Here is a 21,976-nt window from a genome sequence, read left to right as displayed (position 1 = left end):
CTGAGATCGTTATTATTTATTATAATCGACGAAATAACTGTTTTTTCTTAATGCTTACTTTTTCATAGGGATCAATTTCTTTGTTCCAATTTGGAACGAGTTATAAAAAAAAAGTCGCTTTCCTATCATTTCAAACAGCGGTATTTTTCATGTAAATCGATAAAGCATGAGATATTAATTTATGAATGGTATTAAGGCTCTTTTAAATTATTTGGGATTATCTGGCAGAAATTCTAATCCTTTTCAGTGCATTCCCTGTCAGCGCGTGGTAAATGAAAATGTCCGAGCAGAGGAATTGTTTGATTTATATCAATTAGGAACATTTCATGCGCCAGACTCTTTTTTGGTTACCCTATCGGGTTCTCACGATCAGCAGGTTGTTTATGAAAATGTCGAATTAGTTGTATTACAGCCTCAATCCCGCTATAGACCACATTATCACCGACATAGTGCGGCTGTTATTTATATCGTGTCAGGCAAGGGTACATTTCGCCTCTGTAATACAGATGAGGAATATTATCCGGGGAAGCGTATTCTCATTCCAGCCGGTCTTTTGCACGGTTTTAATACCGATACGTTAACTTTATTTCTGAGTATTCAAAGCCCACCTATCCTGAATAGGGAAAGTGGGTCAGTTGATTTATATTATGAAAATGAGGTCAAACATGAACCAACATGTGATCGCTAAATGCAAGGCAACAGGCATTCCAACTAACATGGGATTGGATCATGTCGGTATTGTGGTTCCCAATGCGCAGGAAGCGGCGGATTTTTTAATGGAAGTATTTGATGCTGAGTTTGACTGGGAAGTAAAACGTGATCCGCAGCCAACAGCGGGAGAGCGTGGCTGGTCAGCTATTTTTGACGTTCATCCGGATGCCTATATGCCTCATGTGATCATGCTAAAGTGCGGCGATCAGGCTTTAACGCAATACGTTGAAATTTTTGAATGGAAATCGCCTGACCAACGCTTACCGGACGGTAAAAATAATTGGCATAAATTTAGTGACATCGGCAACAGTTATATTTCATTTACTGTCAAAGACCTTAATAAGGTAATTGCGCATATTAAAGAACAAGTAATTCCTAAATGGAAAGGAACACGACTCATACAGGATCCTCCCATGCAATTTCCACTTCGTGGGGAAATTTGTACTTCAACGTTTCTGGTGTCGCCCTAGGGTATGTGGGTTGAGTTGACATGCTGGAGCAAATCAAAGGAAAGAGGAGAGATCATTAGAGCGCAGCGGCAGCCCGAAGTAGATGGCTTTATTGGGAAGCATATTCACATGCTACCTACGCCAGCGTTTTTAGTAGATTTAGATATTGTTGATCATAATACTGAATTGATGGCATCACGGATGTGCAATAAAGGTATCGCATGGCGGATTCCCTGCAAAGGACATCGTTGCGCTTCATTAGCAAAATATATTCTGGAAAAAGGCGCCTGCGGCGTAGTGCTGCTCACGCTTGCTGAAGCTGAAGCATTCGCCGACGAGGGAATTAATGATATTTACCTGGCAAATCAACTCTATTCGCAGACAGATTTGGAGCGTCTTGCTGTGCTTGCCAAGCGGCTTAAGCGTTTACGTGTTGCTATTGACAGCATGGACTATTTGCGCGATCTGGCCACTGCGGTAGAACGGTGGGAAATCATCACGCCTATTGAAATACTAGTTGAGCTCAATGTGAATCATAATCGATGCGGAGTGACAGCAGAAGAAGCAGTGGAATTGGCGCGCACAGCTAAGCACATTGAGTTAACAACGGGATCCATTATCTTTGCAGGTATTACGGGATATGAAGGGCACACACCCATACTACCACCGCAGGAGAAAACGCTAGCAACAAAAGAATCACATAATATTTTAGCTAAAGCCAAATCAGCAATTGAGGCAGAAGGCATAAAGGTAGCTGTCGTTAGCGGTGGTGGCAGTTGTAACTATATTGACTGCCTTGAAACGGGCGTATTGACAGAAATACAAGCAGGTGGAGGCGCGTTAGGTGATTTACTCTATTGTGAAACAGCAAATTTGAAGGACCATGGACATCAAGTGGGCGCGCTTATTCTTGCACAAATGATTAGTGTTCCCAAGGATAAAACCAGGGCAATTGGCAACGCAGGATTTAAAGCGATCGGCTGGCATCCATTTGGAGGGTTGCCTGCTCCTCGTGACCGCAAAGATTTGCGTGTAGTTGGATTAAGCGCGGAACACACTCGATTCGAATGGGCTGGCGCTGATAAAGGAACCTTAACAGACGAAATAAATCAGTCGCTAATCCCTCCACAAAGAGGAGAAAAAATGGTGCTTATTCCAGGCTATACCGATGCAATGGGATTTCTTCATCGTACTATCTATGCGATTCGAAAGGATCATGTGGAGGCTGTATGGAAAACCATGGCAAATAAGGCATAAGACACTTTTGCTGTAGTAGGAAATAAAATGAAGAAAAAACTAGTTGAATTGGAAAAATTGATTGTACGAACGCCTTTGATACCATTCGAAATGCAAAGCCTGGTGTCAAAAACCCGAATTTATCTTAAGCCGGAAAATTTGCAATTGTTTGGGTCCTATAAGATAAGAGGTGTTGTTTCGGCTATTAAAGAAAGTGAGCCTCGCCAACTGCTTCTTGGCGTGGCAGCTGCAAGTGCAGGCAATCTTGCTCAAGCTGTGGCATTTGCGGCGTTAAAACTTGGCATTCCTTGCAAAATATTTGTCCCTGAATCTGCGCCGCCTATCAAGAAACAAATGGTTCGCCGATTGGGTGCAGAACTTGTTGAACTTCCTTATCAAAAAGCATGGGAGATTGTGCGTGGTGGGATAGTCTTACCTCATGCAGGCCTTTTCATTCATCCAGCGTTGACTGAAGGCTTAATCAAAGGGTATGAAAAAATCTCACAGGAAATAATAGAAGATTTACCCGATACCGAGGCGGTAATTATACCATTTGGCGTAGGGGGTTTAAGCCTTGGCATAGCCCGAGCCCTCCATCAATTAAGACCAGGAGTTGCTATTTTTACATGCGAACCCGAAACGGCAGCGCCTCTGAATGCATCGTTAAAAGCAGGAAAGGCGATAGCGGTACGGCGAAGCCCTTCATTTGTGGATGCGATAGGCACTCCAGAGGTTTTACCACAAGTTTTCCAATCGCTTTCGCCTTTGATACGCGGCAGTTTGGTAGTGAGTCTGAATGAAATCAGAGAAGGAATGAAAATATTATTATTTAATCATAAACTCGTTTGCGAAGGCGCTGCAGCCTGCGCCTTTGCCGCGGCTATGCAATTATGCGAGACGCACAGTTATCAAAAAATTGTTTGTATTTTAACAGGAGGAAATATTTTTTCGGATGTGTTAAGGGAAATAGTTGGATAAAACTGCTATAAATTGGCGTATTCATGATGTGGTTATCACTTTTGTTAGGAAAAAAACTAGTATTTTAACGAGGATAAGCTATTTTATTATGGTTTATGTAATGAAAGGAGATTAATGCCAATATTGAATTGTTCACGCATTATTTCCAATGTATCGTTTATTTTTATACTAGACAATCCATGCGTAAGTTTTTTATTTTCCCTTGCTCTATCAATATGAGCAATCCATTGGTCGCTGTGATCGTTTTCGATTAACAATTTTAACTTAGCCAGTTCGTTTATCTTATATTCCAATATGTCCGCAGGATTCTTTATCCTAACCGGTAAATATTGAAGAAATGAACTGCTTTTTGGGGGTTTTTCATCACCTAATTTTTTGATGGTATCCGCAAGCACTTCAAGCGCCATATCTTTTGCTTGATCAAGTGGAGTTTTATTTAATATGGCTTCTGCCTGGATTTTAAGTTGTTCAGATTTATCCTCCGGACTGATTCCAGCCATTTCTGATTGTTCTTCTAGTAAAATTTGATGCCCATTAAACTGATAACCTGTGTAATGATCCAATTCCAATCTTAAATCGCATAAACTCTCATAAATCATGGTTTCGGTTTGAAGTTGATAGAGTTCTTGTTGATATTTATCTAATTGGTTATTGAGTTCAGCAATATTTTTCTTCAACTGGTCAACAACATCAGGTCCTGCTCCGGCTACTTCCGTGGAAGATATGAAATACATTTCTAATTCAAATTTTTTTGCATTAATTTGTTCTTTTATTTTTTGAATTTCACTATTTAATAGTTGATCCTTTATTTGGTTTTCTTCAGTATCTTTATATCCAGTTACCCATATTTTACCCGTGTCGCCGAAGATACAGACATACATGTGGCTAATATTTAGTGTCTCCGGGCCCGTTTTGGTAAAAGCATTTACTTGTATATCATAACCATTTTGGGCTAATAAAATGGCCGTTTCACGTGCGTAACTGGTTCCTCCTGTTATGAACCCAATTTCACAACCGATCAAATCAATGGTCTTGACAGATGCTGGCAAGCCTTTTTTAATTAGCTCCTGAACAAATTCATCTGGTGACAATAAGCGATCACCATAGCTATTGGTTCCAGCATGCCCAACGCAGGTAATTCGCTCTGGAGTAGGATCGGATAGATTTTGGAAGCAGTCATCAGTAAAGCGCCGGTAATCTTTTTCTTTATAATAAACGGCAAGTCCGTCACATACATTCATCGATACCGGATCATCGCTTGATAAAGCAAGCAGCATAACATTATTCCCCGTTAATTTTGCTATAATAATTATAGCAAAATTAAATCCATGACTGCGGAGAATAGCTACGTGATTGTTTTAGTGAATAATTTACCTTGCAATCGAGAAGCTGTCTGTTATCTTAGCCAGAGCGCTTCTGCGGAAGTCATTATGTTGCTTGATTTACCTCAAGCATCGCTTAACGATAAGGTGATAACCATAATTGACCTGCGTGCAGATGGAGAATTTCAGGATCTGGTTTCACCAAGAATTCTTGCAAATAAGCTTCACCAAGCTGGTTTGCCTAAAATAGCCAACAAGATTGAATTGATTGTTTCCGACGTTAACATAAAAGTCCGGCTTATACCTTATGCCACAGCGTTGGCAAATTACCTTGGTTCTTTAGGCTATGTGGAAATGACTGTATCCGTACCTTGCGAATTGGGAAATGTCGCCACATTTATTGTGCCGCCCAATTTATTAGCAGATCAGCTATGGGAAGTGTATTCTATTACGCATGAAGATATGAAGAAAATAGATGTACCCATCAATCTAGCAAAATTAAGACAATCAGACACTAAAAAACTCGTCTGGTGTGGCACGGATATTCAGACCTGGATGTCAGTTCCGCAAAAAATTTATACGCCAACGCCATTCGGTATGAAACCGGCCATAATTGAATAAGGAGATAGTTGATAGTTATATTTGTGGTTGTTCTTGTGGTCGCAGCGTGAAATAAAACACGAGTAAAGCTAATAATGCACTTGTTATGAAAGCTAACGCCATCGGTAGCTGGTTGTGGGTGGGGAGAAATGCCAGTATTCCGCTAAATACAGCACCGCCAAGCATCCTTGCTGAATAGAATAATGCGCTGGCAATGCCAGCAATCCGAGGGAACGGTTGAAATACACCAGCTGAAGTATTGGGAAACACTAAGCTTGCTCCAAACAAGAGCATGATTACCGGGGCAATAATTACAAAGCCATTAATGTATCCCATCAATTTTAACCCGGCCATGACCAGTCCGGAAGCCAAAACACAAAGTAAACCAACACGAAGCATCGTTTGAATCCCATACCGAAATACAAATTTGCTATTGACCAATGCGCCTATTGCAAATGCTACGCCCGTTAGAAAATAAGACCATCCAAATGCTACTGGGCTTAATCCAACCCCGGTTTGCAATACAATAGGGCCTGCTGTAAGCCACGCCAAAATCGCGCCATAAACTAACAGACTACATAAACAATAGCCGATAAAAATAGGACTGGTTAATAAGGTCCGAATATTTATTTTGATAACAGATATGCGCAAATTTTCAGGATGTTTATGGGTATTCGTTTCCGGTACAACCAATAAAAAAACAAAAAACGCGACCAAAGCATAAACAGTCAAAAATAAGAAATTTGATCGCCAGCCAAAATACTGTTCCAAATAACCGCCCAGCAAAGGAGCTGTGGCTAGTAGCCCCACACCAATCAGTGCCGAGTAGGAAGAATATTTAGCAAGCTCTTCCCTCTCAAAGATGTCACGTAATATAGCGGATGATAATGTTAGTGTTGCGCCTGCACCTAAACCTTGAATGAAGCGGCCAATAATAATGGCTTCAATGTATTGCGCTAAAAAGCAAACAATACTACCTGCCAGACATAAGCATAAGCCGATTAGTAATGGTCTACGGCGACCAATGCCGTCGGATACGGGCCCGTAAATCAATTGTGAAAGCGTAAACCCAACCATGTAAATAGACAGGCTGAATTGTGCAGCACTTGCATTGGAATGAAAGCTCGCTGCAATTGAAGGAAGTGAGGGTAAATAAAGATCAGAAACGATTTGCCCAAAAGCCAGTACAATTACCACGATGATGAAAATAATTTTTTTATTCGGCATAAAAAATCATTATAGTTAAATTAAAAAAGCTAGCACAGAAGCATATTTGAATCAAAATGCTTCGCCGCATTGGTAAAGTGTTCTCTGAGTCCACGCTGAGGTTTCTGACGTTTTTTTGACCGACCCGGGCCTTCTGTTTATATTTACCATCTACTTGAATTTTAATAAAAACTCTAAATTTTTGACCTCGATTTAAGGCAAAAAAATAAAAATAGCTTTATTTTTGAATTTGGTACAAAATTCAAAATAACTTAGTTATATTATGAAAATAAGACAAGCTGAAACGGAGGAAGACATGCCAAGCGGCGGAGCAAGAGTGGGGGCCGGTCGGCCGAAAGGTAAGGGCAAGTACCAAGAACCTACCAAAGCAGTACGCCTGCCAATAAGTATGGTTACAGCCATAGCAGAGGGTAAATTTCCTCAACAACTTCCTTTATATTTATCAAAAGTCAGCGCCGGTTTCCCTTCTCCGGCTGAAGATGATATAGCAGAAAAATTAGACTTAAACGAATACCTTATTAAACATCCTGCGGCTACATTTTTAGTACGCGCAAATGGCCATTCAATGATTAATGCGGGGATCCATGAAAATGATATTTTAGTAGTTGACCGCAGTTTAACACCCACAGATGGGAAAATAGTGATTGCCGCAATAGATGGGCAACTCACTGTTAAAAGGCTAAGAAAAAATAGTAATGGCCAAATTTTATTACAGGCAGAAAACCCGGGTTATAAACCCATCGAAATCCGTGAAGACAATGAAGTTCATATTTGGGGTGTCGTCACTAGTGTAATTCACAGTGTGTGAAATATGTTTGCACTCGTTGATTGTAATAATTTTTATGTATCGTGTGAAAGAGCATTTAATCCACGCCTGGAAAAAAAACCTGTCATTATTTTATCGAATAATGATGGCTGCATTATTTCGCGCTCAAATGAGGCTAAAAAACTTGGCATCCCAATGGGCGCGCCATTTTATCAGTGGAAGCTATTTTGTAACCGGCATCAAGTACATGTTTTCTCATCCAATTATGAATTGTATGGCGACATGTCCCGCCGCGTGATGGCGCTTCTTGGGGAATTTAATCAGGAAATGGAGATTTATTCGATAGATGAAGCGTTTCTTTGGTTACAAAAAAATATGACTTTACAAGAGATGTTATTCTTACGACATAAAATAAAAACATGTACTGGTATCCCAATTTCGATAGGCGTGGGGCAGACTAAAACGCTTGCTAAAGCTGCCAATCAAATTGCTAAGACTTGTTCAGATAGCGATATATTTTTTATTTATCCTGCACAACAGAACATTCACTTGGCGACTTTACCGGTAGAAAGAATTTGGGGAATCGGACACAATTTGGCAAAGGAATTAAAAAAACTTAATATTGATACCGCTAAGCATTTATGTGATGCAGACCTCGCCATGTTACGGCTAAATTTTAGTGTTAGCTTAGAAAAAACAGTGCGCGAACTGAAAGGCGAGCCTTGCCTAAGATTGGAAAAGCATCAGCCGCGCAAACGAATTATTTCTTCGCGTTCATTTGGAAAAGCGGTTACAGATTTAGTTGAATTGGAAGAAGCCATTAGTCATTATACAAATATTGCCGCAGAAAAGTTACGTAAACAGCAATCAGTTGCTTCTGCTATTTATGTATTTATCCAAACAAATGCGTTTAGCAATAAACAAGCGCAATATGGTAATGGTGTTATGTTTTCCCTGCCAACACCAACGGCCGATACCCGCTATTTGGTGAGCATTGCGAAAAAATGTCTACGCCACATTTATAAAAAAGGATATCGGTATCATAAAACCGGTGTCATGTTGCTCGATATTCATCAACATAAAATAAGGCAATTCGATATGTTTATGGAAGTGATAGACCAGAAAGGCGAACGGGTTATGCAAGCCATGGATACAATCAACGCTGCCATGGGGAAAAACACGGTATTTCTTGCCGCGGAAGGTATAAAACGTGAATGGGTTATAAAATGTGATAAACGATCGCCGCGTTACACCACGCGCTGGCAGGAATTGCCGCGCGTATACTGCTAATCGAGAAAAAAATGAGAACGAATAAAACAATTAAAAATCGCGGTGCTGTGAGTAATCCTGAGGGCCGATTTGAAAATGAAAAACGGGAGATTTTCCATGATGGCTGGGATATCGACGCATTCGATAATGAACCACTACCCGCATTAGAAACAATTCTGTTGGAAGAACGAGCTAAAAGCATTATTAACCGAAACGATTCACCTGATATTGGATTTGATCAATCAATTAATCCCTATCGGGGCTGCGAGCATGGGTGTATTTATTGCTATGCAAGACCTAGTCATGCTTATATGAATTTATCGCCCGGTCTGGATTTTGAAACTAAAATTTTTTACAAAGCTGATGCAGCGAAGTTGTTGGAAAAAGAAATAAGCAAAGCTAACTATACATGCAAACCGATTGTGATTGGCGCCAATACGGATCCTTATCAGCCTGCAGAGAGTAAATTAAAGATAACACGCAGCATATTAGAAATTGCTTGTCAGTATCAGCATCCTGTGGCGATTATTACTAAAAGTTCGCTTATCGAACGAGATCGCGACCTTTTGAGTAAATTGGCAGAAAAGAAACTAATAAAGGTAGCGGTGACTATCACTACTTTATCAGTGGAATTAAAGAAAATTCTTGAACCCAGAGCTTCGGCTCCGCAAGGAAGGCTGCGTGTTATTCGCGGACTAAGCGAGTTAGGTATACCTGTCAGGGTAATGGCAGCGCCGATGATACCCATGATTAATGATATAGAATTAGAACATATACTTGAGTCCGCTAAAAATGCAGGTGCCAATTATGCAGGTTATACCTTCATAAGGCTGCCATATGAGGTCAAAGATTTATTTAAAGAATGGTTAAAAACACATTTTCCGCAACGCGCGGAACATGTCATGAGTTTGATCAAGCAAATGCGTGGAGGAAAAGAATATGATTCAACATTCGGCAAGCGTATGCGAGGAGAGGGTGAATTTGCCGACTTGTTGGCAATTCGTTTTAAGCTTGCCTGCAAAAGACTCAAGCTAAACTGCGTGCCATCAGCCGAGCTGGCAACGCACCACTTTATAAAACCTCAAGGAGTTGATAAGAAACAGTTACTTTTGGATTTATAAAAAAACTATTTACAAGGATAAAACCTGACGAAGACTTTCATCCAGGCTATCCATTTCTTGTGCTGAGAGATTGCCGGCAGATTTAAGGAGACGACTTTTATCCACGGTTCTTATTTGATCGCAAATTGCTACTACTTGCTTGCCAAGGCAAGTAACTTCTACCACGATCGGTGGACGGGGACGTGCTGCAGTGGACAGGGGCACTACCACAACTGTGCTTCTTGCGCGATTAATAGGCGTTGCGCTTACAATGACACAAGGTCTTTGTTTGTTTATTTCGGAACCCTTTGTTGGGTTAAGATCAATCCAGTAAACCTCTCCGCGGTTCATTATTTATTCCATTGTCATTTAGATTTAATTTTGCCGGTTAATGCTGATTTACCTTCCTCAGTTAAACCATCATTAAGGGTGACATTCCATTCCTCCATTTCTCGTCGAAGTTCATTGTCCTGTTCTACTGCTAACGCACACTCATATAAAGCACGTTCGCGTTTCTCAATTTCTTCTTCAATCAAGAGGGTAATAATTTTGCTGCGCTGACGAGCAGGAATGGTAGCTCGCATGCGCGCCGCCAATTGATCGGGTATTGAAATAAGCACTTTTTCCATAACTAAGTAACCTCTATATTGAATATAGTATATCTTATATATAATACAATACCTAACCATTTGTTTGATTTTCCTTATAAAACAAATGGTTAGAATCGCTGATTTCCTGCTCCCTTAGACCCACGGCAAACCATTGGACAAATAAATAAGGCTTAAATATGATTAAACTTTGATCTATAATAATGGCCAAATAAAATTCAACACACAACAAATATAGGCTTTCAGAGTATGCCGTCTAAATCCCTACTAATCCAAAAACTTGAACATTCCCTAGCCTTGTTAGAAAAACATCGAAGGGGGGCGCTTTCTTCCTACCGCGCTGGCTTGTACGGGAGCTCGGTGGCTCTGTTAATGTTGGCTGGCTATATTTTCCAGTCCGCGTTGACAGATGATAATCAAGCATTCGAGCAGATTTCGAATCAGATGAGTCAATTGCGGGAGGAATTAGCCAGGCAGGGTTACAAGTCAAAAAAAATTTTTATTCCATCGTATGGCTTCATAAATAGCCCATGTTCCGAATTTAGGGAAAAGTATTCAGCCTATCCAAATGAGCATAACGAACCCTATCAATCTATTTGCAAAGATTTTCTCATTCTAGACCAAATGCGCGGCGACAAGCTGGTTAAAGAATTTTTTGAGATAATGGCGTTGGCTTTTCTTTTACTACTGGTCTATCTTAGCTATCGAGCTGTGCAAAGTGAAAAAAAAGCGCTGCAGCAAAGAGAGCAAAATGGGCGGCTCGATATTCTTAGCGTAGAGGAATTTCTCAGTGTCAAGCAAATGGGCGAACGATTGAAAATACCTGTTACTGTAAATATGCGCTTATCAGAAGCTATTTCCGCATTCCAAAAAGAAAAGCAAATAATTTTACTAAATGAAAAAAAACGATTAGCTTTCTTACTGGGGCAGCATCCCAAAAATCAGGGCACGTGTCTATTTCGTTTTTTTCAATTGGATTCACGAAAATATCTGACCCGGCAAATTTTTGAGTATGCTGACATTATGCCTAGGGAGGCTCGTTTGAATCCAAGTCAAAGTACAAGCTGTATTTAATAGAGCGCGTAAAAATTATCTATGTAGAAATTTATTCAGAGGGAAAAATGCAAAGATCAAACATCAATGCTTTGCCGCCCAAAGCAAAATTACAAGATGAAATTAATAACAAAGAAAATAATTGTTCATCGGCAAAGAAGAAAAAAGACAACGAATTTTCTGAAGTAAAATACCATAAAAAATCGTGGTTATTCGGATTCTTTGGCGAAAAAGACGGAACTACTGATGTAAGATATTTTGGGTTAAAAAGTGAAATATCCTCATTTGCTAGTGAATGTTACCGTATGTATACAAATTGCCATAGCCCAAAGTATCGGCCCGTATATGATAGAAAACGTACTTTAGTATTTGGCACTTACAGCCCTCACTATCAACTTCGTGCTGATTATGAATCAGTAGGATTCATAACCGAAAAAATAAATAAACCAATCACCCTAAGCAAGGTTTTTGATTTTCTTGATTACTTGAAGGAGGATGGCCACCTTCTTTGGTCTCCATACATATCTTCCTACTACCAAGGCCCAAATGTAGAAAAATATTTTGAAGAATCTAGGGATAGAATCACCTATTGGTATGAAAATTCAATCAAGAATATTGATGAAAAATTCAATGAATCAAATGGTGTTATGGAAGAAAGTGAATTTTTAAATTTAAAAAATATTTTTATTGATTTTTTAAGTCACCTTAAAGAAACGTTGCTGTTAAAATTAGAAAATGAACAACTTCAATGTAAACAAGAAGATAATTTTAATGCTGAGAGAATTAGTAACGAAATTGAATTGCTTTATAAGCGGTCAGCGCACGAATTTTATCAAATGATAATTGGTCCTATTAAACAAGATCTGATTCTAAAATTTGAAAAATATCTTTTAGAAAATGGGTTGCCTGAAATCATGGCAATCGGCTACGCACTAGGAGAATGGAGCTTCAAGGCACGCGATATTATTTTTGATACTAATGATTATAACGTTTTTAAAATTGACCATGAACGCTGTTTATGGGAAATCAGCCATGCATTATTAATAGACCTTAATGTAACCGATTTATTTGGGAAAGCAAAAAAAATTATTAGTCAACAATCTATTTCCTCTCAAGATATTGATGAGTTTCCTAAGAGAACAAATCCTCCACGTTTTTGGCCTTCCAGTGAAGATGATCATAAATACCCTCAATGGTTTCTTGATTTATTAAACAAAGAACAATTTAAAAAGCGTGCTTATATTACATTACTCGCTTTTTCGATCACACCAGACAAGACTATGCATTCATTAGGTAGTCTATTTTTTAACCCTATTTACTTCGAAAAAATTATCGAACATGTTAATAAGCGTAAAAATAATTTGGGAAAGGCATTAAGACATTCAAAGGAATTTGCTGAATTTCTGATTACCATTTCTGATACTGAAATCAAATCATTGTTCATATCTCATAACAGTCGCTGGAATAAACCCAAATACGATGACATTTGTATCGATTTTGAAAAAATTAAAATCCATTTAGATGAATTAAAAGATTATTTGCAACGAAAAAAAGATAAAATTGATCCACTAGTTAATCATATTTACACAATCAAAGCGCCAAAGATGTTATAAAACTGTGGATTATGTATTTTCGTTAGAAGACTATGGATACCAGCATAAGCTTGAAAGGCAGTTGCATTTATTATTTGCATCCACGCTCTGTCATCCAAGCATAATGGCCGGTAATCCACATTACCGGCCATTATGCTTTCTCATGCATAGGTAAAATAATAACTGGCAAATTTTTCCCCTCAGATCATTCAATCCATCTCGATTTTGAATCTAAGACTCTCATTTGGTTTCTAAATCAGCATGATTTTTATCCAAGCTTACACATTTCATCAACGCCATATGATCATATTTAATTTTATTAAATTAAATAATTTTCCAATTTTTTATGCGTACTATACGGTCGCCAGAAATTTCTATTATTTCAGCACAATGTCACCGGTTATTTTTTATATCCTGTTGGTGGAACTTTTTGGAGATGAGATATTTAGCCATGCAAAGATATCCAATTAGTAACAAAATCAACAAATTCATCGAAGCACTCTAGCATTAGAAAATGATTTGCTGTGTGAAATGTCTTGGTTTTGAGCCTTTTTTTATTCAAAAATTCGATTGATTCCTGACATAGGCTTTTATCACCATAACAATATATTTTAGGCAGATCCAACTCAGCATAATTGAGTCCTGCAATATTAGTATATTCCCCAGTTCCCGCCAGACAAAATTGGCGGATTTCAAGCGCATTTTCTAAAAATGCCTTAGCTTGGCAGAATTTTAATGAAGCATAATAGGAGCGGCAAATGGGAAATTGATGTAGTAGCTTGTTGAAAATAGTTATTTCCCTAAATTTGTCAAACCATGCATCAAATGTTTCTTGCTGATACGCTCTTGAAGCTTCCTCAGAAATAAATGAACCATATTGCGTAATACTTCCTTCAATATTAATTATGCCTTTAATTTTTTCCTTAATCATTGAATGACACAACAACACTGCATGGATAGCTGCCATGGAATGCGGAATCAGTATAATGTCATCTAATGTAACTTTATATGCTTGCTCAAGCGAATTAATCTGCTCGATTAATGCAGCAATTTGAACCTTAAAATGATAATCATCATATTTAGAGCTTTTACCATAACCAAGAAAATCCGGGATTAAGATATTTACATTATCAAATACCTGGAGATATTGTTCGTAGCTGAGGCTAGAGTCTCCGATGCCGTGTAAAAATAGCAATGTTTTACGATGCGACCGTAAAGGAGTATGTCGCATGTAACAGTATGCATGATTGTAGCGGATATAGCTTTCCTTCATTTTTATATATTAATCAATCTGCAATAATAATCAACCTGGCACCTGACAGCCGACATTGTCTTCCGATAAATCTGCACTACAATAAAAAGATTATTTCCTTATTGCCGTAATAGAGAAATTCACTTTTACCTCATTTTTTACTTCATCAGTACTCTCCCACTCCCCTTGGCCAATACCGAAAACTAAGCGTTTTAATATTGTGCTGCCTTTAGCGCGCCATTTATTGTCCGATAAGGGTTCTCCTTCGAAAGTAATCTTGATGGGGACTGTTTTATCGCGAATAGTCATATTTCCTTTTGCTTCATATTTGTTTTCGCCTGTTTTGGTGAAATGATTCGCCTCAAAAACAGCCTCTGGAAAGCGTTTAGCATTAAACCAATCAGATGTAAGAAGAGCGGATGTAAGATCGCTATAAGAAGTAGAAACAGAATTTATATCAATAACAATACGGACTTTACTTGCACTTAGCTGGTCAGGATCGAAAACGATTATGCCATTGAATTTTTTAAATTTCCCTGATATAGGAGCATTATTTTGAATGCCTGAAAAAGTAATACTGCTCTCACCCGATAGAATTTGCCATTCAGATACTTCTGCTTTGGCCATTACGGGCATGAATAATAAGAGTACAATGATGCACTGGTATATAAAAAATCGAGATAAAATTAGGGCCATAGCATCCTCCGTAAAATATCATCCTTATTGATATAATGGTGCTTTAATGAAGCACTTATAAGGGGCTTATATGAAGAAAAATTATCGCGATCAGGAGATAACTTAACCATTTATGTATTTCTGTTAGTATTATTCTGAGATTTTCATCTGGTAAAACAAGATCAGGCAAGAGAAATAACCCAAAGAAGGATACGGAAAATCCTGCAGCAGAAGACATTATCCAACCAGAGATCGGTATAGCAAACATAAATACATAAAAAGCATAATGGACACTACGGGCGGCAAATTTCTCCCAAGGAGGAAGAGATGCAAGCGATGGAATAATATTTGAAAGACGCCATGCAGCACGAAAAACAACAAGTATCAATACCACCATGCCAAATTCTTTATGCCATCGATAGAGATTTAGTTTCTCTCGACTAATTGGCAGGGGAACCATATAGAGACCTAAAATCAGCAACCCTATAATGAGAATAGCCATAATCCAATGCAGGAAAATGGCAACAATGCCATAATGATTTTTTGTATTTTTAATTAGCATACTGACCGCCATTCTCTTTATAAGCTTCAGCTTTGATATCACTTTATTTCTGTGCTTCTTGCTTAGCCAATTCCCTTTGAAAATCTTGCTCTTTTTGCGCTATAAATTTTTGGTAGCCGTTTGGATCGACAAAGGGATTTTTCACTCCTTTTTTCATAAGGGAATATTTTTCAAGTAGTCCAAAATAAATACCATGTGCGCCGAGGAAAATATCGCAAGGCAATGATTTAGATACTTGCCACATACGCTCATAATCATGGACAATTCCTGGGTAAGCAGCATTATTAACAAGCTTAGTCCCTGGATTAATGCTCACCCCACCCACGATAACAACGTTAAAAATTTTTCCTTTCTCATGGACTTTCATTGTCCAAGTTGTACAGCCTTTTGTATGACCGGGTGTAAGATGCGCAACCAGCGTTGTATCACCAAGCTTCACTCGTTCTCCATCGTGCAACACTCGATCGACTGTGGTTTCCCGATAAAACTGCGTCGGGTCGTTACCAAACAGAAAATCGGTTTTACCCCCCGTTTGCGCCACAGAGGCATCCCCCTCCATTACCATATACTTTGCGCCAGTTTGTTCTTTAATCAAAGCACTTCCGGCAGCGTGATCAGAATGGGCCTGGCTAATCAGCAGAATTTTTGTATCGCTAAATTTAAATCCGAGTTTTTCGATACTCTTCCTGATCATAGGAACATTGATATCATAATCACTGTTAATCAGAATATTGCCTTGAGAGGTAACAATTAAATAACTCGCCAGGTCTTTGCTGCCAACATAATAGAGATTGCCGGCTATACGAAATGGGGGGAAAGGCTTAAACCAGTCGGGGTTGGCTTGTGAAAGCCCTGTTAAACATAAGCTAATGATTAATAATAAAAAATTATATATATTTTTTAACCGCATGAATAATTTCTCGAGTAGAGTAGTAGGTTTGCATCATATCGATTTTATGACACGCATTCAACGGAGTAAGCACGAACCATCGCTTCCGGAATGGTTACCCGATAAATCGAACAATGAACTACTTGTTAGGTTCCATTTCGGCACTCCAAACCGATGGCCTGCCATACAAAATTTATTTTGTCCTATTGTATAATCATGCAATACTTCTACTATGAAGGATAATACAGTAATACATCAAGGGTTGACGTGAATAAAGTATATGTCACGGAGGATAACATATGTTACGTCTCAGGAATCTCTTCTCCTGCCTATTTTTAATTATTAGTGTTCTGCTTTCAGGTACAGCCTTTGCAGCCGATTCATTTAACATCCCTATCCTCTGCTATCACAACTTCAACCCCACTATTCCAGGCAGCATGAATATGCGCCCAAAAAAATTCGAAGCCCAATTGAAATGGTTAAGAGATAATGGATTTACAGTCATCCCTCTACAAGAGGCTGTTGAATATTTGCGAGGAACACGTGCATCTTTACCTGCAAAACCAGTTGTCATCACTGCTGATGACGGGTGGCGATCCGTCTATACCTACATGCTTCCTCTGGTTCGAAAATATAATATTCCAGTGACCTTATTTATTTATCCTCATGCCATCTCACAAGGAAAAAATGCAATGACATGGGCGCAGCTAAAAGAATTACGGCAAACTGGGCTCTTCGATATTCAAGGACATACTTATTGGCATCCAAACTTCAAACAGGAAAAGAAAAGGCTTTCATCCTCGGAATATGAGAAATTGGTAAAAACACAATTAGTGAATTCCAAAAAAATATTGGAAGATAAACTTGGAACTAAAGTTACATTATTGGCTTGGCCTTTTGGAATTTATGATGATTATTTGGAGCAGGAAGCAGCAAAGGCTGGGTATGTCATGGCATTTAGTATTGATGCTCGCACCGCTAACAGAAGTTACAGGCCCATGGCGCAACCGCGGTTTATGATTATTGAAGGCCAATCAATGAAAACTTTCGCATCCATTGTAAATAGAGCAACCGCAAAACCAGGTATTATGAATGCAAAAAAGGAATGAATGCTCACTGTTTGGAGTTAAGAGTCCAGATCTTTCCCAGTATTTTGCGCTGTTTTTGTATGGGAAAAATCAGCTTGTCTCGTCTTATTATTTTTTAATACATGAAATAAGTTCTCATAAACATTATTTGCACTCCATACGTACCAACCTGAAACTCCTTTGGCATCTTCTACAGCGCGTATTTGTTGCAATAAATATTTCTGTTTTTCAGCATTCGATGTTTTTTTCAGATAATGATAATTCGCGGCTTCAATAAATGCGTGAACCTTAAATGGTGGATTGCCATTAAATTGCTTTAATAAAGCATTTAACGAGTCATTAACCGTTTTGTATGGGTTGGCAGAATACTTTTGATAAGGCCAAAAATGCGATGGATAAACCATAGGATTCATGCCATCAACACTATCAGCAAACATTTTAAGATCCTGGCCTATATGCATTGATGGGTAGTAACTTACTTCACCAAAAATATCAATTTCCATTGGAACGTTATGTGCGTTTATTTTAGCTTTAAACCATTTAATGACTTCATAAACATCCTTGGCATGCTGTGGATTAGCAGGCTGCTTAGAGCTATAACGAATATAGTCAAGCTGTATGACATCGGAACCCGCTTTAATTGCATCTTCAACCAATTTAAATTTTTCTTCCCAATATGCCTTTGACCGGACTTGTTTCGCATTCCCACCATCTTCGAACACAACAATCCGGGTGATAACTTTAATACCTGCCGCTTTAACTTTGGCGATCGCAGGCGCATAACGGGAGCTGTAATAATCATGATCTATTACAAATGCATTAAGGCCCGTGGCTTTGGCTTCGCGGAGAAAATAATTCAATTTTTCCGGCTTTTCTAGCATGTATTGCGTCAGGTAAATGCCTTTATCCCAAGCAAACGCAGATAGGCTAATACTAAAGATTACTAATGTGGGTAATATAAATCTGCTAAATCTGCTCCATATTTTCCACATATAGACTTCCTTGCGGTTGTCTTCTTACATATAGAATACCATAAATTATAACTATCATGGCTTTCAAAGTTGTTGAATGAATTTCAAAAAAGCGAATTCTGTGCGCAACTCTATGTTTATATTTGGCAAGTTACCGCCACCCATTTTAAACTATTAAGATATCGCTTTTTATGCTATATTTGCACAATTTTGCATCTAACATTTTAAAACATTTATAAACATACGGTTATATGGAGACTTTCAATGACAGCACTTAATAAAAATAGCCTATTATTAACAATGTCAGCGCTTATATTATATTCAACCTGTACTAGTACGTCGGTTGCTGCGAATCTGGCGAATGGTAATTCTTCGGATCCTTTTATCCAAGAATGGGATTATTTCGATGGTATTAATACATACAAATTAAACATTACAAAAAGTTCCGCTCCGGGACAAGACTATCATATTGATTACACTTTTCCAGGCGGACGCTCAGCGACAGATATGTGTAAAGTAACATCGAATACGACCTTTACTTGTATCACGGGCGAAACCATCACGCGTGATGATATTGCATATTCCGTTAAGCTAACCTCTAGTTACAATACATATACATTTTATGATCCCAATCATATGCCGCCCGTCAGTGACATCATAGGTAACTGGCGTTGGGAATCCTCAGGTGCAAAATATAATATTGCTATCATGCGCGGAGCATCGGATATTGAATATAATGTTCTTACGAGTTATTCAGATGACAGAGGGAATCATTGCTATTACAGTCAACCAGACGTTTATCGTGCGATAAAAAATCCTGATGGCAGTGAAATACTTTCCTATGGTCAATACAGCTTTAAATATGATCCTCAGAAGAAGCAAATCACCAACCCAAAACCGAGAGGAGTTTTTTACGTAGGAACTTGTATAGCATTGATGGATGATGGTTCAATTATTTTTACAAAAAAATAAAATCCGGACGATGCACATTTTAAGTAAATCAAATAAAAATATTCTATATCTTGCCATCCCGGCTTTATTAAGCCGGGATATTTTTAACCATCACTATTGTCTAATAGTATATTATTGACATTTTAAACTGACTTACTCTTATGCTTACACAATTTGTTACCATTGGATTATTAATGTTGCTCTCCGCCATGTTACCTGGCCCTGATTTCGCATTAGTCACCAAGAACACTATCCTGCATTCTCGCCGCATGGGGATTTTTACCTCCCTGGGCATAGGAAGTGCCATTTTAGTGCATATCACTTATTGTGTATTAGGATTGGCCGTCATCATATCGCAATCGATTTTGCTTTTTAGCATCATTAAGTTTATAGGAGCAGCTTATTTAATTTATCTGGGCATTAACGCCTTGTTAGCAAGGCATGCAGATACCAGCGTCGCCCCGCAATCCGGTTCCATACAAAAAACAAAAATGTCTGAGCTGATTGCTTTCAGGCAAGGATTTTTCTGCAACTTACTCAACCCTAAAGCGACGTTATTTTTCCTAGCCCTCTTTACACTCATCATCAAACCAGAAACATCGCTGGGGTGGGAGTTAGTATACGCGATAGAAATGTTCATTATCATTACCGCATGGTTTTGCTGCTTGACCATCCTATTATCCCATCGGCGTGTTTTAAGATTACTTAATAAAATTGAAAAATATATAGAAAAAACGATGGGTGTATTCCTTATCGGATTTGGAGTTGCATTGGCCTTTGTAAAGAAGTAAATGCTTCCATTGAAATTTCCCGCTCCTGCAATTTCAGAGCGGGAAATCTGCTGCTGGATCTGCTACCCGGTTACCCTTAGTGCAAAATAGGACCGAATCCTGTTTTAGGATCCACCGTTCTTTGCACAGAAGATGAAAAAGGGATGATGGTAATTTCTGCCGTTAAACCAACTTTTGCAGAATTAACATGGCCTGCAATACCACGAAATTGCTTGTCCGCCAACGCAGCATGGAGATGAGTATAATATTTATTATCATTATTAGTAATATTACCATTGATACTTACCAGTTCATAAAATCCCCGCAAAGGCGTAACCGTTGGCTTGGCTTTGGGATCGCTGCTAAAATAAGCCAAAACAGGGTTATGTAGTTGCCCAAGCCCACTCACTGAAGCGGCCATCAATTGCGCATCCTTAGCACATTGGCTAATACTTTCGATCAAGTCATCATTACTGTTTAAAACCAAAATAAAAGGCTGCGTAGTATCGGCCAGTTTATTGCAGGAAGCCTTACTCACTGCAGCAGGTGAAGCTGCTGCCACCGTTGCACTGAATGTCAAAAATGCAGTCATTACTGTCCCAGAAAAAGCTTTCATTTTTTCTCCTGTTATATTTACATGTGAAGATTCTACAGAAACCGCTGTCATCCTGAGCGCAGCGCACTACTGTCCGGTGAACCTGTATCATAAATAAACAGGCCTCCTTGAAATTAAATAAATAGGAGGCTTGTATTGTCTATTGCGATATTCTGCAACATGCAAATTATGTCTGATCCAGACTAAAACGAGATGTAATGAACGTTTCTCATTTGAAACATTTTTAAATATCTGTATCAATATAAAAGCAATCAAGGCTGTTGCTATTTGAATTTTAACCGCATTAGAAGATCGGCCCAGAAATTTTTTAAGTCGAAGATTTTGCTTGATCCATTTAAAAAATAGCTCTATTTCCCATCGGGCTTTATAAAGCTTAGCAATATTTTCTGCTGGTAAATCTTTCAAGTTAGTTACCAAAATAAGAGGAGTTTTTCCTTCCCTTTTTACACTTATATATCTCAGCGTCTCGCTATATTCCATGCGTTTTCCACCACGTGGAACTTTATTTGAAATTCTAAAAAGACAATCTTGTAAGATGGGTTCGCGAGTATTTTTTTGCCGGCTTTCTATAACAATGGCCGCATTCTTCTTTAATCGAGTCACAAAATAAGCCTGCCTTTTGTTGATGCTCCACCACCAATTGTAATCGTAGTAACCTTTATCAAACACATAAAGGGTGTTTTTAAGGATTGGCCATTTTTGTCCCATCGTCGCATCATTACAATTTGGATGACTCAACTTCATCCTTAAGGGCAAATCTAATCCTAAATCATATTCAACATGTAGTTTTAATCCTTGTATATGCCGAGTCGCATATTGCTTTGACCACTCATCGTACCCTTGGCCTCTTAGCTGTATCGGGCTACTATCTAATATCCTGATTACTTTTTTTATTTCTTTATGTTTTTTCCTGGGTAACAAAGACATAAGCTGTTCTAATATCCAAAAGAAACTTTCGGCTGGTCGTTTTCGATTGGCATCACTTAAGGTCGAGCGTTTTACTTGCGTTTTTATACCAATTTTTTGACTGTTTATCGCAACCTCTAACGTGCGTAAGCTTTTAATTTCATTAATATGTGCATAAATCATCGTTTTTAAATGTTCAAATGTATTAAATGATTCATAACGATGATCAGATCGAAAGCGTTCTATACATTCCTTCATTAATTTTTTTGTAACGGGTTTTAATAATCGTTGAAAAACGGTATCTTTCATCAGTTCGTCCTTGGTGCTAAATGTGGTGTTTAGCGCGCTATCATAGCGCTTTACCAAGGACGATCAATTTTTAATC

24 protein-coding genes are annotated in these 21,976 nt (G+C 38.5%); 13 read left to right on the top strand and 11 right to left on the bottom strand.

All coding sequences use genetic code 11. The features are described 5' to 3' along the window. Nucleotides 1-181 precede the first annotated feature (181 nt). The 4 genes from AQUSIP_RS10720 (at nucleotide 182) to AQUSIP_RS10705 (ending at nucleotide 3,374) form a co-directional block, all read left to right on the top strand. On the top strand, nucleotides 182-688 hold the full coding sequence (locus AQUSIP_RS10720) for a cupin domain-containing protein (protein ID WP_114834763.1): 507 nt from the start codon (nucleotides 182-184) through the stop codon (nucleotides 686-688). Beyond that, nucleotides 666-1,181: a VOC family protein gene (locus tag AQUSIP_RS10715; RefSeq protein WP_170131835.1), complete on the top strand. Its 516-nt coding sequence runs from the start codon at nucleotides 666-668 to the stop codon at nucleotides 1,179-1,181. Before AQUSIP_RS10720 ends, AQUSIP_RS10715 begins: the two co-directional genes overlap by 23 nt. Before the next feature lie 108 nt (nucleotides 1,182-1,289). After that, entirely contained in the window at nucleotides 1,290-2,417 is a 1,128-nt protein-coding gene (locus AQUSIP_RS10710; RefSeq protein WP_170131836.1) for an alanine racemase, read from the top strand. A gap of 27 nt (nucleotides 2,418-2,444) precedes the next feature. Then, nucleotides 2,445-3,374: a pyridoxal-phosphate dependent enzyme gene (locus AQUSIP_RS10705; RefSeq protein WP_114834766.1), complete on the top strand. Its 930-nt coding sequence runs from the start codon at nucleotides 2,445-2,447 to the stop codon at nucleotides 3,372-3,374. Between the two features lie 86 nt (nucleotides 3,375-3,460). Here the strand turns inward: AQUSIP_RS10705 and AQUSIP_RS10700 are convergent, their stop codons facing one another. Further along, on the bottom strand, nucleotides 3,461-4,651 hold the full coding sequence (locus tag AQUSIP_RS10700) for a hypothetical protein (RefSeq protein ID WP_114834767.1): 1,191 nt from the start codon (nucleotides 4,649-4,651) through the stop codon (nucleotides 3,461-3,463). A 51-nt stretch (nucleotides 4,652-4,702) separates the two neighbouring features. Here AQUSIP_RS10700 and AQUSIP_RS10695 point away from each other — a divergent pair, with 51 nt between their 5' ends. Then, a complete protein-coding gene (locus tag AQUSIP_RS10695) occupies nucleotides 4,703-5,317 on the top strand; it encodes a hypothetical protein (protein ID WP_147277495.1) in 615 nt (204 codons plus the stop codon). Between the two features lie 15 nt (nucleotides 5,318-5,332). On the opposite strand, the gene AQUSIP_RS10690 is transcribed toward AQUSIP_RS10695, so the two are convergent. Next, complete coding sequence (locus AQUSIP_RS10690; protein WP_114834769.1) at nucleotides 5,333-6,523, bottom strand: multidrug effflux MFS transporter; 1,191 nt, start codon at nucleotides 6,521-6,523, stop codon at nucleotides 5,333-5,335. A gap of 295 nt (nucleotides 6,524-6,818) precedes the next feature. Between AQUSIP_RS10690 and AQUSIP_RS10685 the strand changes: the two genes are divergently transcribed. Genes AQUSIP_RS10685 through AQUSIP_RS10675 form a run of 3 tightly spaced genes read left to right on the top strand, consistent with a single transcriptional unit; the run spans nucleotide 6,819 to nucleotide 9,679 of the window. Then, nucleotides 6,819-7,331, top strand: a complete 513-nt coding sequence (locus tag AQUSIP_RS10685) for a LexA family protein (RefSeq protein ID WP_114834770.1) — start codon at nucleotides 6,819-6,821, stop codon at nucleotides 7,329-7,331. A 3-nt stretch (nucleotides 7,332-7,334) separates the two neighbouring features. Then, nucleotides 7,335-8,579 (top strand): Y-family DNA polymerase, encoded by a 1,245-nt coding sequence (locus AQUSIP_RS10680; protein ID WP_114834771.1) that lies wholly within the window; start codon nucleotides 7,335-7,337, stop codon nucleotides 8,577-8,579. 11 nt (nucleotides 8,580-8,590) lie between these two features. Continuing rightward, on the top strand, nucleotides 8,591-9,679 hold the full coding sequence (locus tag AQUSIP_RS10675; RefSeq protein ID WP_114834772.1) for a PA0069 family radical SAM protein: 1,089 nt from the start codon (nucleotides 8,591-8,593) through the stop codon (nucleotides 9,677-9,679). A 9-nt stretch (nucleotides 9,680-9,688) separates the two neighbouring features. On the opposite strand, the gene AQUSIP_RS10670 is transcribed toward AQUSIP_RS10675, so the two are convergent. Then, nucleotides 9,689-10,009 carry a type II toxin-antitoxin system PemK/MazF family toxin gene (locus tag AQUSIP_RS10670; RefSeq protein ID WP_114834773.1) on the bottom strand — a complete coding sequence of 107 codons (321 nt, stop codon included), beginning with the start codon at nucleotides 10,007-10,009 and terminating at the stop codon, nucleotides 9,689-9,691. Nucleotides 10,010-10,023: 14 nt separating this feature from the next. After that, a complete protein-coding gene (locus tag AQUSIP_RS10665) occupies nucleotides 10,024-10,287 on the bottom strand; it encodes a hypothetical protein (RefSeq protein WP_114834774.1) in 264 nt (87 codons plus the stop codon). Between the two features lie 228 nt (nucleotides 10,288-10,515). Here AQUSIP_RS10665 and AQUSIP_RS10660 point away from each other — a divergent pair, with 228 nt between their 5' ends. Then, entirely contained in the window at nucleotides 10,516-11,340 is an 825-nt protein-coding gene (locus AQUSIP_RS10660; protein ID WP_147277496.1) for a hypothetical protein, read from the top strand. A gap of 47 nt (nucleotides 11,341-11,387) precedes the next feature. Next, nucleotides 11,388-12,932: a hypothetical protein gene (locus tag AQUSIP_RS10655; protein ID WP_114834776.1), complete on the top strand. Its 1,545-nt coding sequence runs from the start codon at nucleotides 11,388-11,390 to the stop codon at nucleotides 12,930-12,932. A gap of 424 nt (nucleotides 12,933-13,356) precedes the next feature. On the opposite strand, the gene AQUSIP_RS10650 is transcribed toward AQUSIP_RS10655, so the two are convergent. The 4 genes from AQUSIP_RS10650 to bla all read right to left on the bottom strand — a co-directional run bounded on the left by AQUSIP_RS10650 (nucleotide 13,357) and on the right by bla (nucleotide 16,310). Next, nucleotides 13,357-14,142: an alpha/beta fold hydrolase gene (locus AQUSIP_RS10650; RefSeq protein ID WP_170131838.1), complete on the bottom strand. Its 786-nt coding sequence runs from the start codon at nucleotides 14,140-14,142 to the stop codon at nucleotides 13,357-13,359. 132 nt (nucleotides 14,143-14,274) lie between these two features. Beyond that, a complete protein-coding gene (locus tag AQUSIP_RS10645) occupies nucleotides 14,275-14,859 on the bottom strand; it encodes a YceI family protein (RefSeq protein WP_114834779.1) in 585 nt (194 codons plus the stop codon). 55 nt (nucleotides 14,860-14,914) lie between these two features. Beyond that, complete coding sequence (locus AQUSIP_RS10640; protein WP_232058699.1) at nucleotides 14,915-15,400, bottom strand: cytochrome b; 486 nt, start codon at nucleotides 15,398-15,400, stop codon at nucleotides 14,915-14,917. A 43-nt stretch (nucleotides 15,401-15,443) separates the two neighbouring features. After that, the gene (gene bla / locus AQUSIP_RS10635; protein WP_114834780.1) at nucleotides 15,444-16,310 is read right to left on the bottom strand and encodes a subclass B3 metallo-beta-lactamase; all 867 of its coding nucleotides are present in this window, start codon (nucleotides 16,308-16,310) and stop codon (nucleotides 15,444-15,446) included. Between the two features lie 278 nt (nucleotides 16,311-16,588). Between bla and AQUSIP_RS10630 the strand changes: the two genes are divergently transcribed. After that, complete coding sequence (locus AQUSIP_RS10630; RefSeq protein ID WP_114834781.1) at nucleotides 16,589-17,398, top strand: polysaccharide deacetylase family protein; 810 nt, start codon at nucleotides 16,589-16,591, stop codon at nucleotides 17,396-17,398. Nucleotides 17,399-17,415: 17 nt separating this feature from the next. Here AQUSIP_RS10630 and AQUSIP_RS10625 read toward each other — a convergent pair whose 3' ends face one another. Beyond that, nucleotides 17,416-18,369, bottom strand: a complete 954-nt coding sequence (locus tag AQUSIP_RS10625; protein WP_114834782.1) for a putative glycoside hydrolase — start codon at nucleotides 18,367-18,369, stop codon at nucleotides 17,416-17,418. A 243-nt stretch (nucleotides 18,370-18,612) separates the two neighbouring features. Between AQUSIP_RS10625 and AQUSIP_RS10620 the strand changes: the two genes are divergently transcribed. After that, nucleotides 18,613-19,320 carry a hypothetical protein gene (locus AQUSIP_RS10620; RefSeq protein ID WP_114834783.1) on the top strand — a complete coding sequence of 236 codons (708 nt, stop codon included), beginning with the start codon at nucleotides 18,613-18,615 and terminating at the stop codon, nucleotides 19,318-19,320. A gap of 140 nt (nucleotides 19,321-19,460) precedes the next feature. Continuing rightward, on the top strand, nucleotides 19,461-20,090 hold the full coding sequence (locus AQUSIP_RS10615) for a LysE family translocator (protein ID WP_114834784.1): 630 nt from the start codon (nucleotides 19,461-19,463) through the stop codon (nucleotides 20,088-20,090). Between the two features lie 76 nt (nucleotides 20,091-20,166). On the opposite strand, the gene AQUSIP_RS10610 is transcribed toward AQUSIP_RS10615, so the two are convergent. Together AQUSIP_RS10610 and AQUSIP_RS10605 are read right to left on the bottom strand one after the other, a co-directional pair. Further along, nucleotides 20,167-20,685, bottom strand: a complete 519-nt coding sequence (locus tag AQUSIP_RS10610) for a PPC domain-containing DNA-binding protein (protein ID WP_170131839.1) — start codon at nucleotides 20,683-20,685, stop codon at nucleotides 20,167-20,169. 87 nt (nucleotides 20,686-20,772) lie between these two features. Then, entirely contained in the window at nucleotides 20,773-21,900 is a 1,128-nt protein-coding gene (locus AQUSIP_RS10605; protein ID WP_232058605.1) for an IS4 family transposase, read from the bottom strand. Nucleotides 21,901-21,976: the final 76 nt, after the last annotated feature.

Origin of the sequence: Aquicella lusitana, assembly GCF_902459475.1 — a bacterium.
Classification (GTDB): domain Bacteria; phylum Pseudomonadota; class Gammaproteobacteria; order DSM-16500; family DSM-16500; genus Aquicella; species Aquicella lusitana.
Note: the sequence above shows the minus strand (reverse complement) of the source record. Positions and strands in the feature narration are given on the sequence as shown.

What these genes read in the sequence shown, in the direction of transcription:
- AQUSIP_RS10620 (WP_114834783.1), top strand. Translation starts at nt 18,613, where the DNA reads ATGACAGCACTTAATAAAAATAGCCTATTATTAACAATGTCAGCGCTT.
- AQUSIP_RS10630 (WP_114834781.1), top strand. Translation starts at nt 16,589, where the DNA reads ATGTTACGTCTCAGGAATCTCTTCTCCTGCCTATTTTTAATTATTAGT.
- AQUSIP_RS10690 (WP_114834769.1), bottom strand. Translation starts at nt 6,523, where the DNA reads ATGCCGAATAAAAAAATTATTTTCATCATCGTGGTAATTGTACTGGCT.
- AQUSIP_RS10640 (WP_232058699.1), bottom strand. Translation starts at nt 15,400, where the DNA reads ATGCTAATTAAAAATACAAAAAATCATTATGGCATTGTTGCCATTTTC.
- AQUSIP_RS10660 (WP_147277496.1), top strand. Translation starts at nt 10,516, where the DNA reads ATGCCGTCTAAATCCCTACTAATCCAAAAACTTGAACATTCCCTAGCC.
- AQUSIP_RS10680 (WP_114834771.1), top strand. Translation starts at nt 7,335, where the DNA reads ATGTTTGCACTCGTTGATTGTAATAATTTTTATGTATCGTGTGAAAGA.
- AQUSIP_RS10710 (WP_170131836.1), top strand. Translation starts at nt 1,290, where the DNA reads ATGCTACCTACGCCAGCGTTTTTAGTAGATTTAGATATTGTTGATCAT.
- AQUSIP_RS10695 (WP_147277495.1), top strand. Translation starts at nt 4,703, where the DNA reads ATGACTGCGGAGAATAGCTACGTGATTGTTTTAGTGAATAATTTACCT.
- AQUSIP_RS10650 (WP_170131838.1), bottom strand. Translation starts at nt 14,142, where the DNA reads ATGCGACATACTCCTTTACGGTCGCATCGTAAAACATTGCTATTTTTA.
- AQUSIP_RS10655 (WP_114834776.1), top strand. Translation starts at nt 11,388, where the DNA reads ATGCAAAGATCAAACATCAATGCTTTGCCGCCCAAAGCAAAATTACAA.
- AQUSIP_RS10665 (WP_114834774.1), bottom strand. Translation starts at nt 10,287, where the DNA reads ATGGAAAAAGTGCTTATTTCAATACCCGATCAATTGGCGGCGCGCATG.
- AQUSIP_RS10705 (WP_114834766.1), top strand. Translation starts at nt 2,445, where the DNA reads ATGAAGAAAAAACTAGTTGAATTGGAAAAATTGATTGTACGAACGCCT.
- AQUSIP_RS10625 (WP_114834782.1), bottom strand. Translation starts at nt 18,369, where the DNA reads ATGTGGAAAATATGGAGCAGATTTAGCAGATTTATATTACCCACATTA.
- AQUSIP_RS10715 (WP_170131835.1), top strand. Translation starts at nt 666, where the DNA reads ATGAACCAACATGTGATCGCTAAATGCAAGGCAACAGGCATTCCAACT.
- bla (WP_114834780.1), bottom strand. Translation starts at nt 16,310, where the DNA reads ATGCGGTTAAAAAATATATATAATTTTTTATTATTAATCATTAGCTTA.
- AQUSIP_RS10605 (WP_232058605.1), bottom strand. Translation starts at nt 21,900, where the DNA reads ATGAAAGATACCGTTTTTCAACGATTATTAAAACCCGTTACAAAAAAA.
- AQUSIP_RS10610 (WP_170131839.1), bottom strand. Translation starts at nt 20,685, where the DNA reads ATGAAAGCTTTTTCTGGGACAGTAATGACTGCATTTTTGACATTCAGT.
- AQUSIP_RS10645 (WP_114834779.1), bottom strand. Translation starts at nt 14,859, where the DNA reads ATGGCCCTAATTTTATCTCGATTTTTTATATACCAGTGCATCATTGTA.
- AQUSIP_RS10720 (WP_114834763.1), top strand. Translation starts at nt 182, where the DNA reads ATGAATGGTATTAAGGCTCTTTTAAATTATTTGGGATTATCTGGCAGA.
- AQUSIP_RS10675 (WP_114834772.1), top strand. Translation starts at nt 8,591, where the DNA reads ATGAGAACGAATAAAACAATTAAAAATCGCGGTGCTGTGAGTAATCCT.
- AQUSIP_RS10685 (WP_114834770.1), top strand. Translation starts at nt 6,819, where the DNA reads ATGCCAAGCGGCGGAGCAAGAGTGGGGGCCGGTCGGCCGAAAGGTAAG.
- AQUSIP_RS10615 (WP_114834784.1), top strand. Translation starts at nt 19,461, where the DNA reads ATGCTTACACAATTTGTTACCATTGGATTATTAATGTTGCTCTCCGCC.
- AQUSIP_RS10670 (WP_114834773.1), bottom strand. Translation starts at nt 10,009, where the DNA reads ATGAACCGCGGAGAGGTTTACTGGATTGATCTTAACCCAACAAAGGGT.
- AQUSIP_RS10700 (WP_114834767.1), bottom strand. Translation starts at nt 4,651, where the DNA reads ATGCTGCTTGCTTTATCAAGCGATGATCCGGTATCGATGAATGTATGT.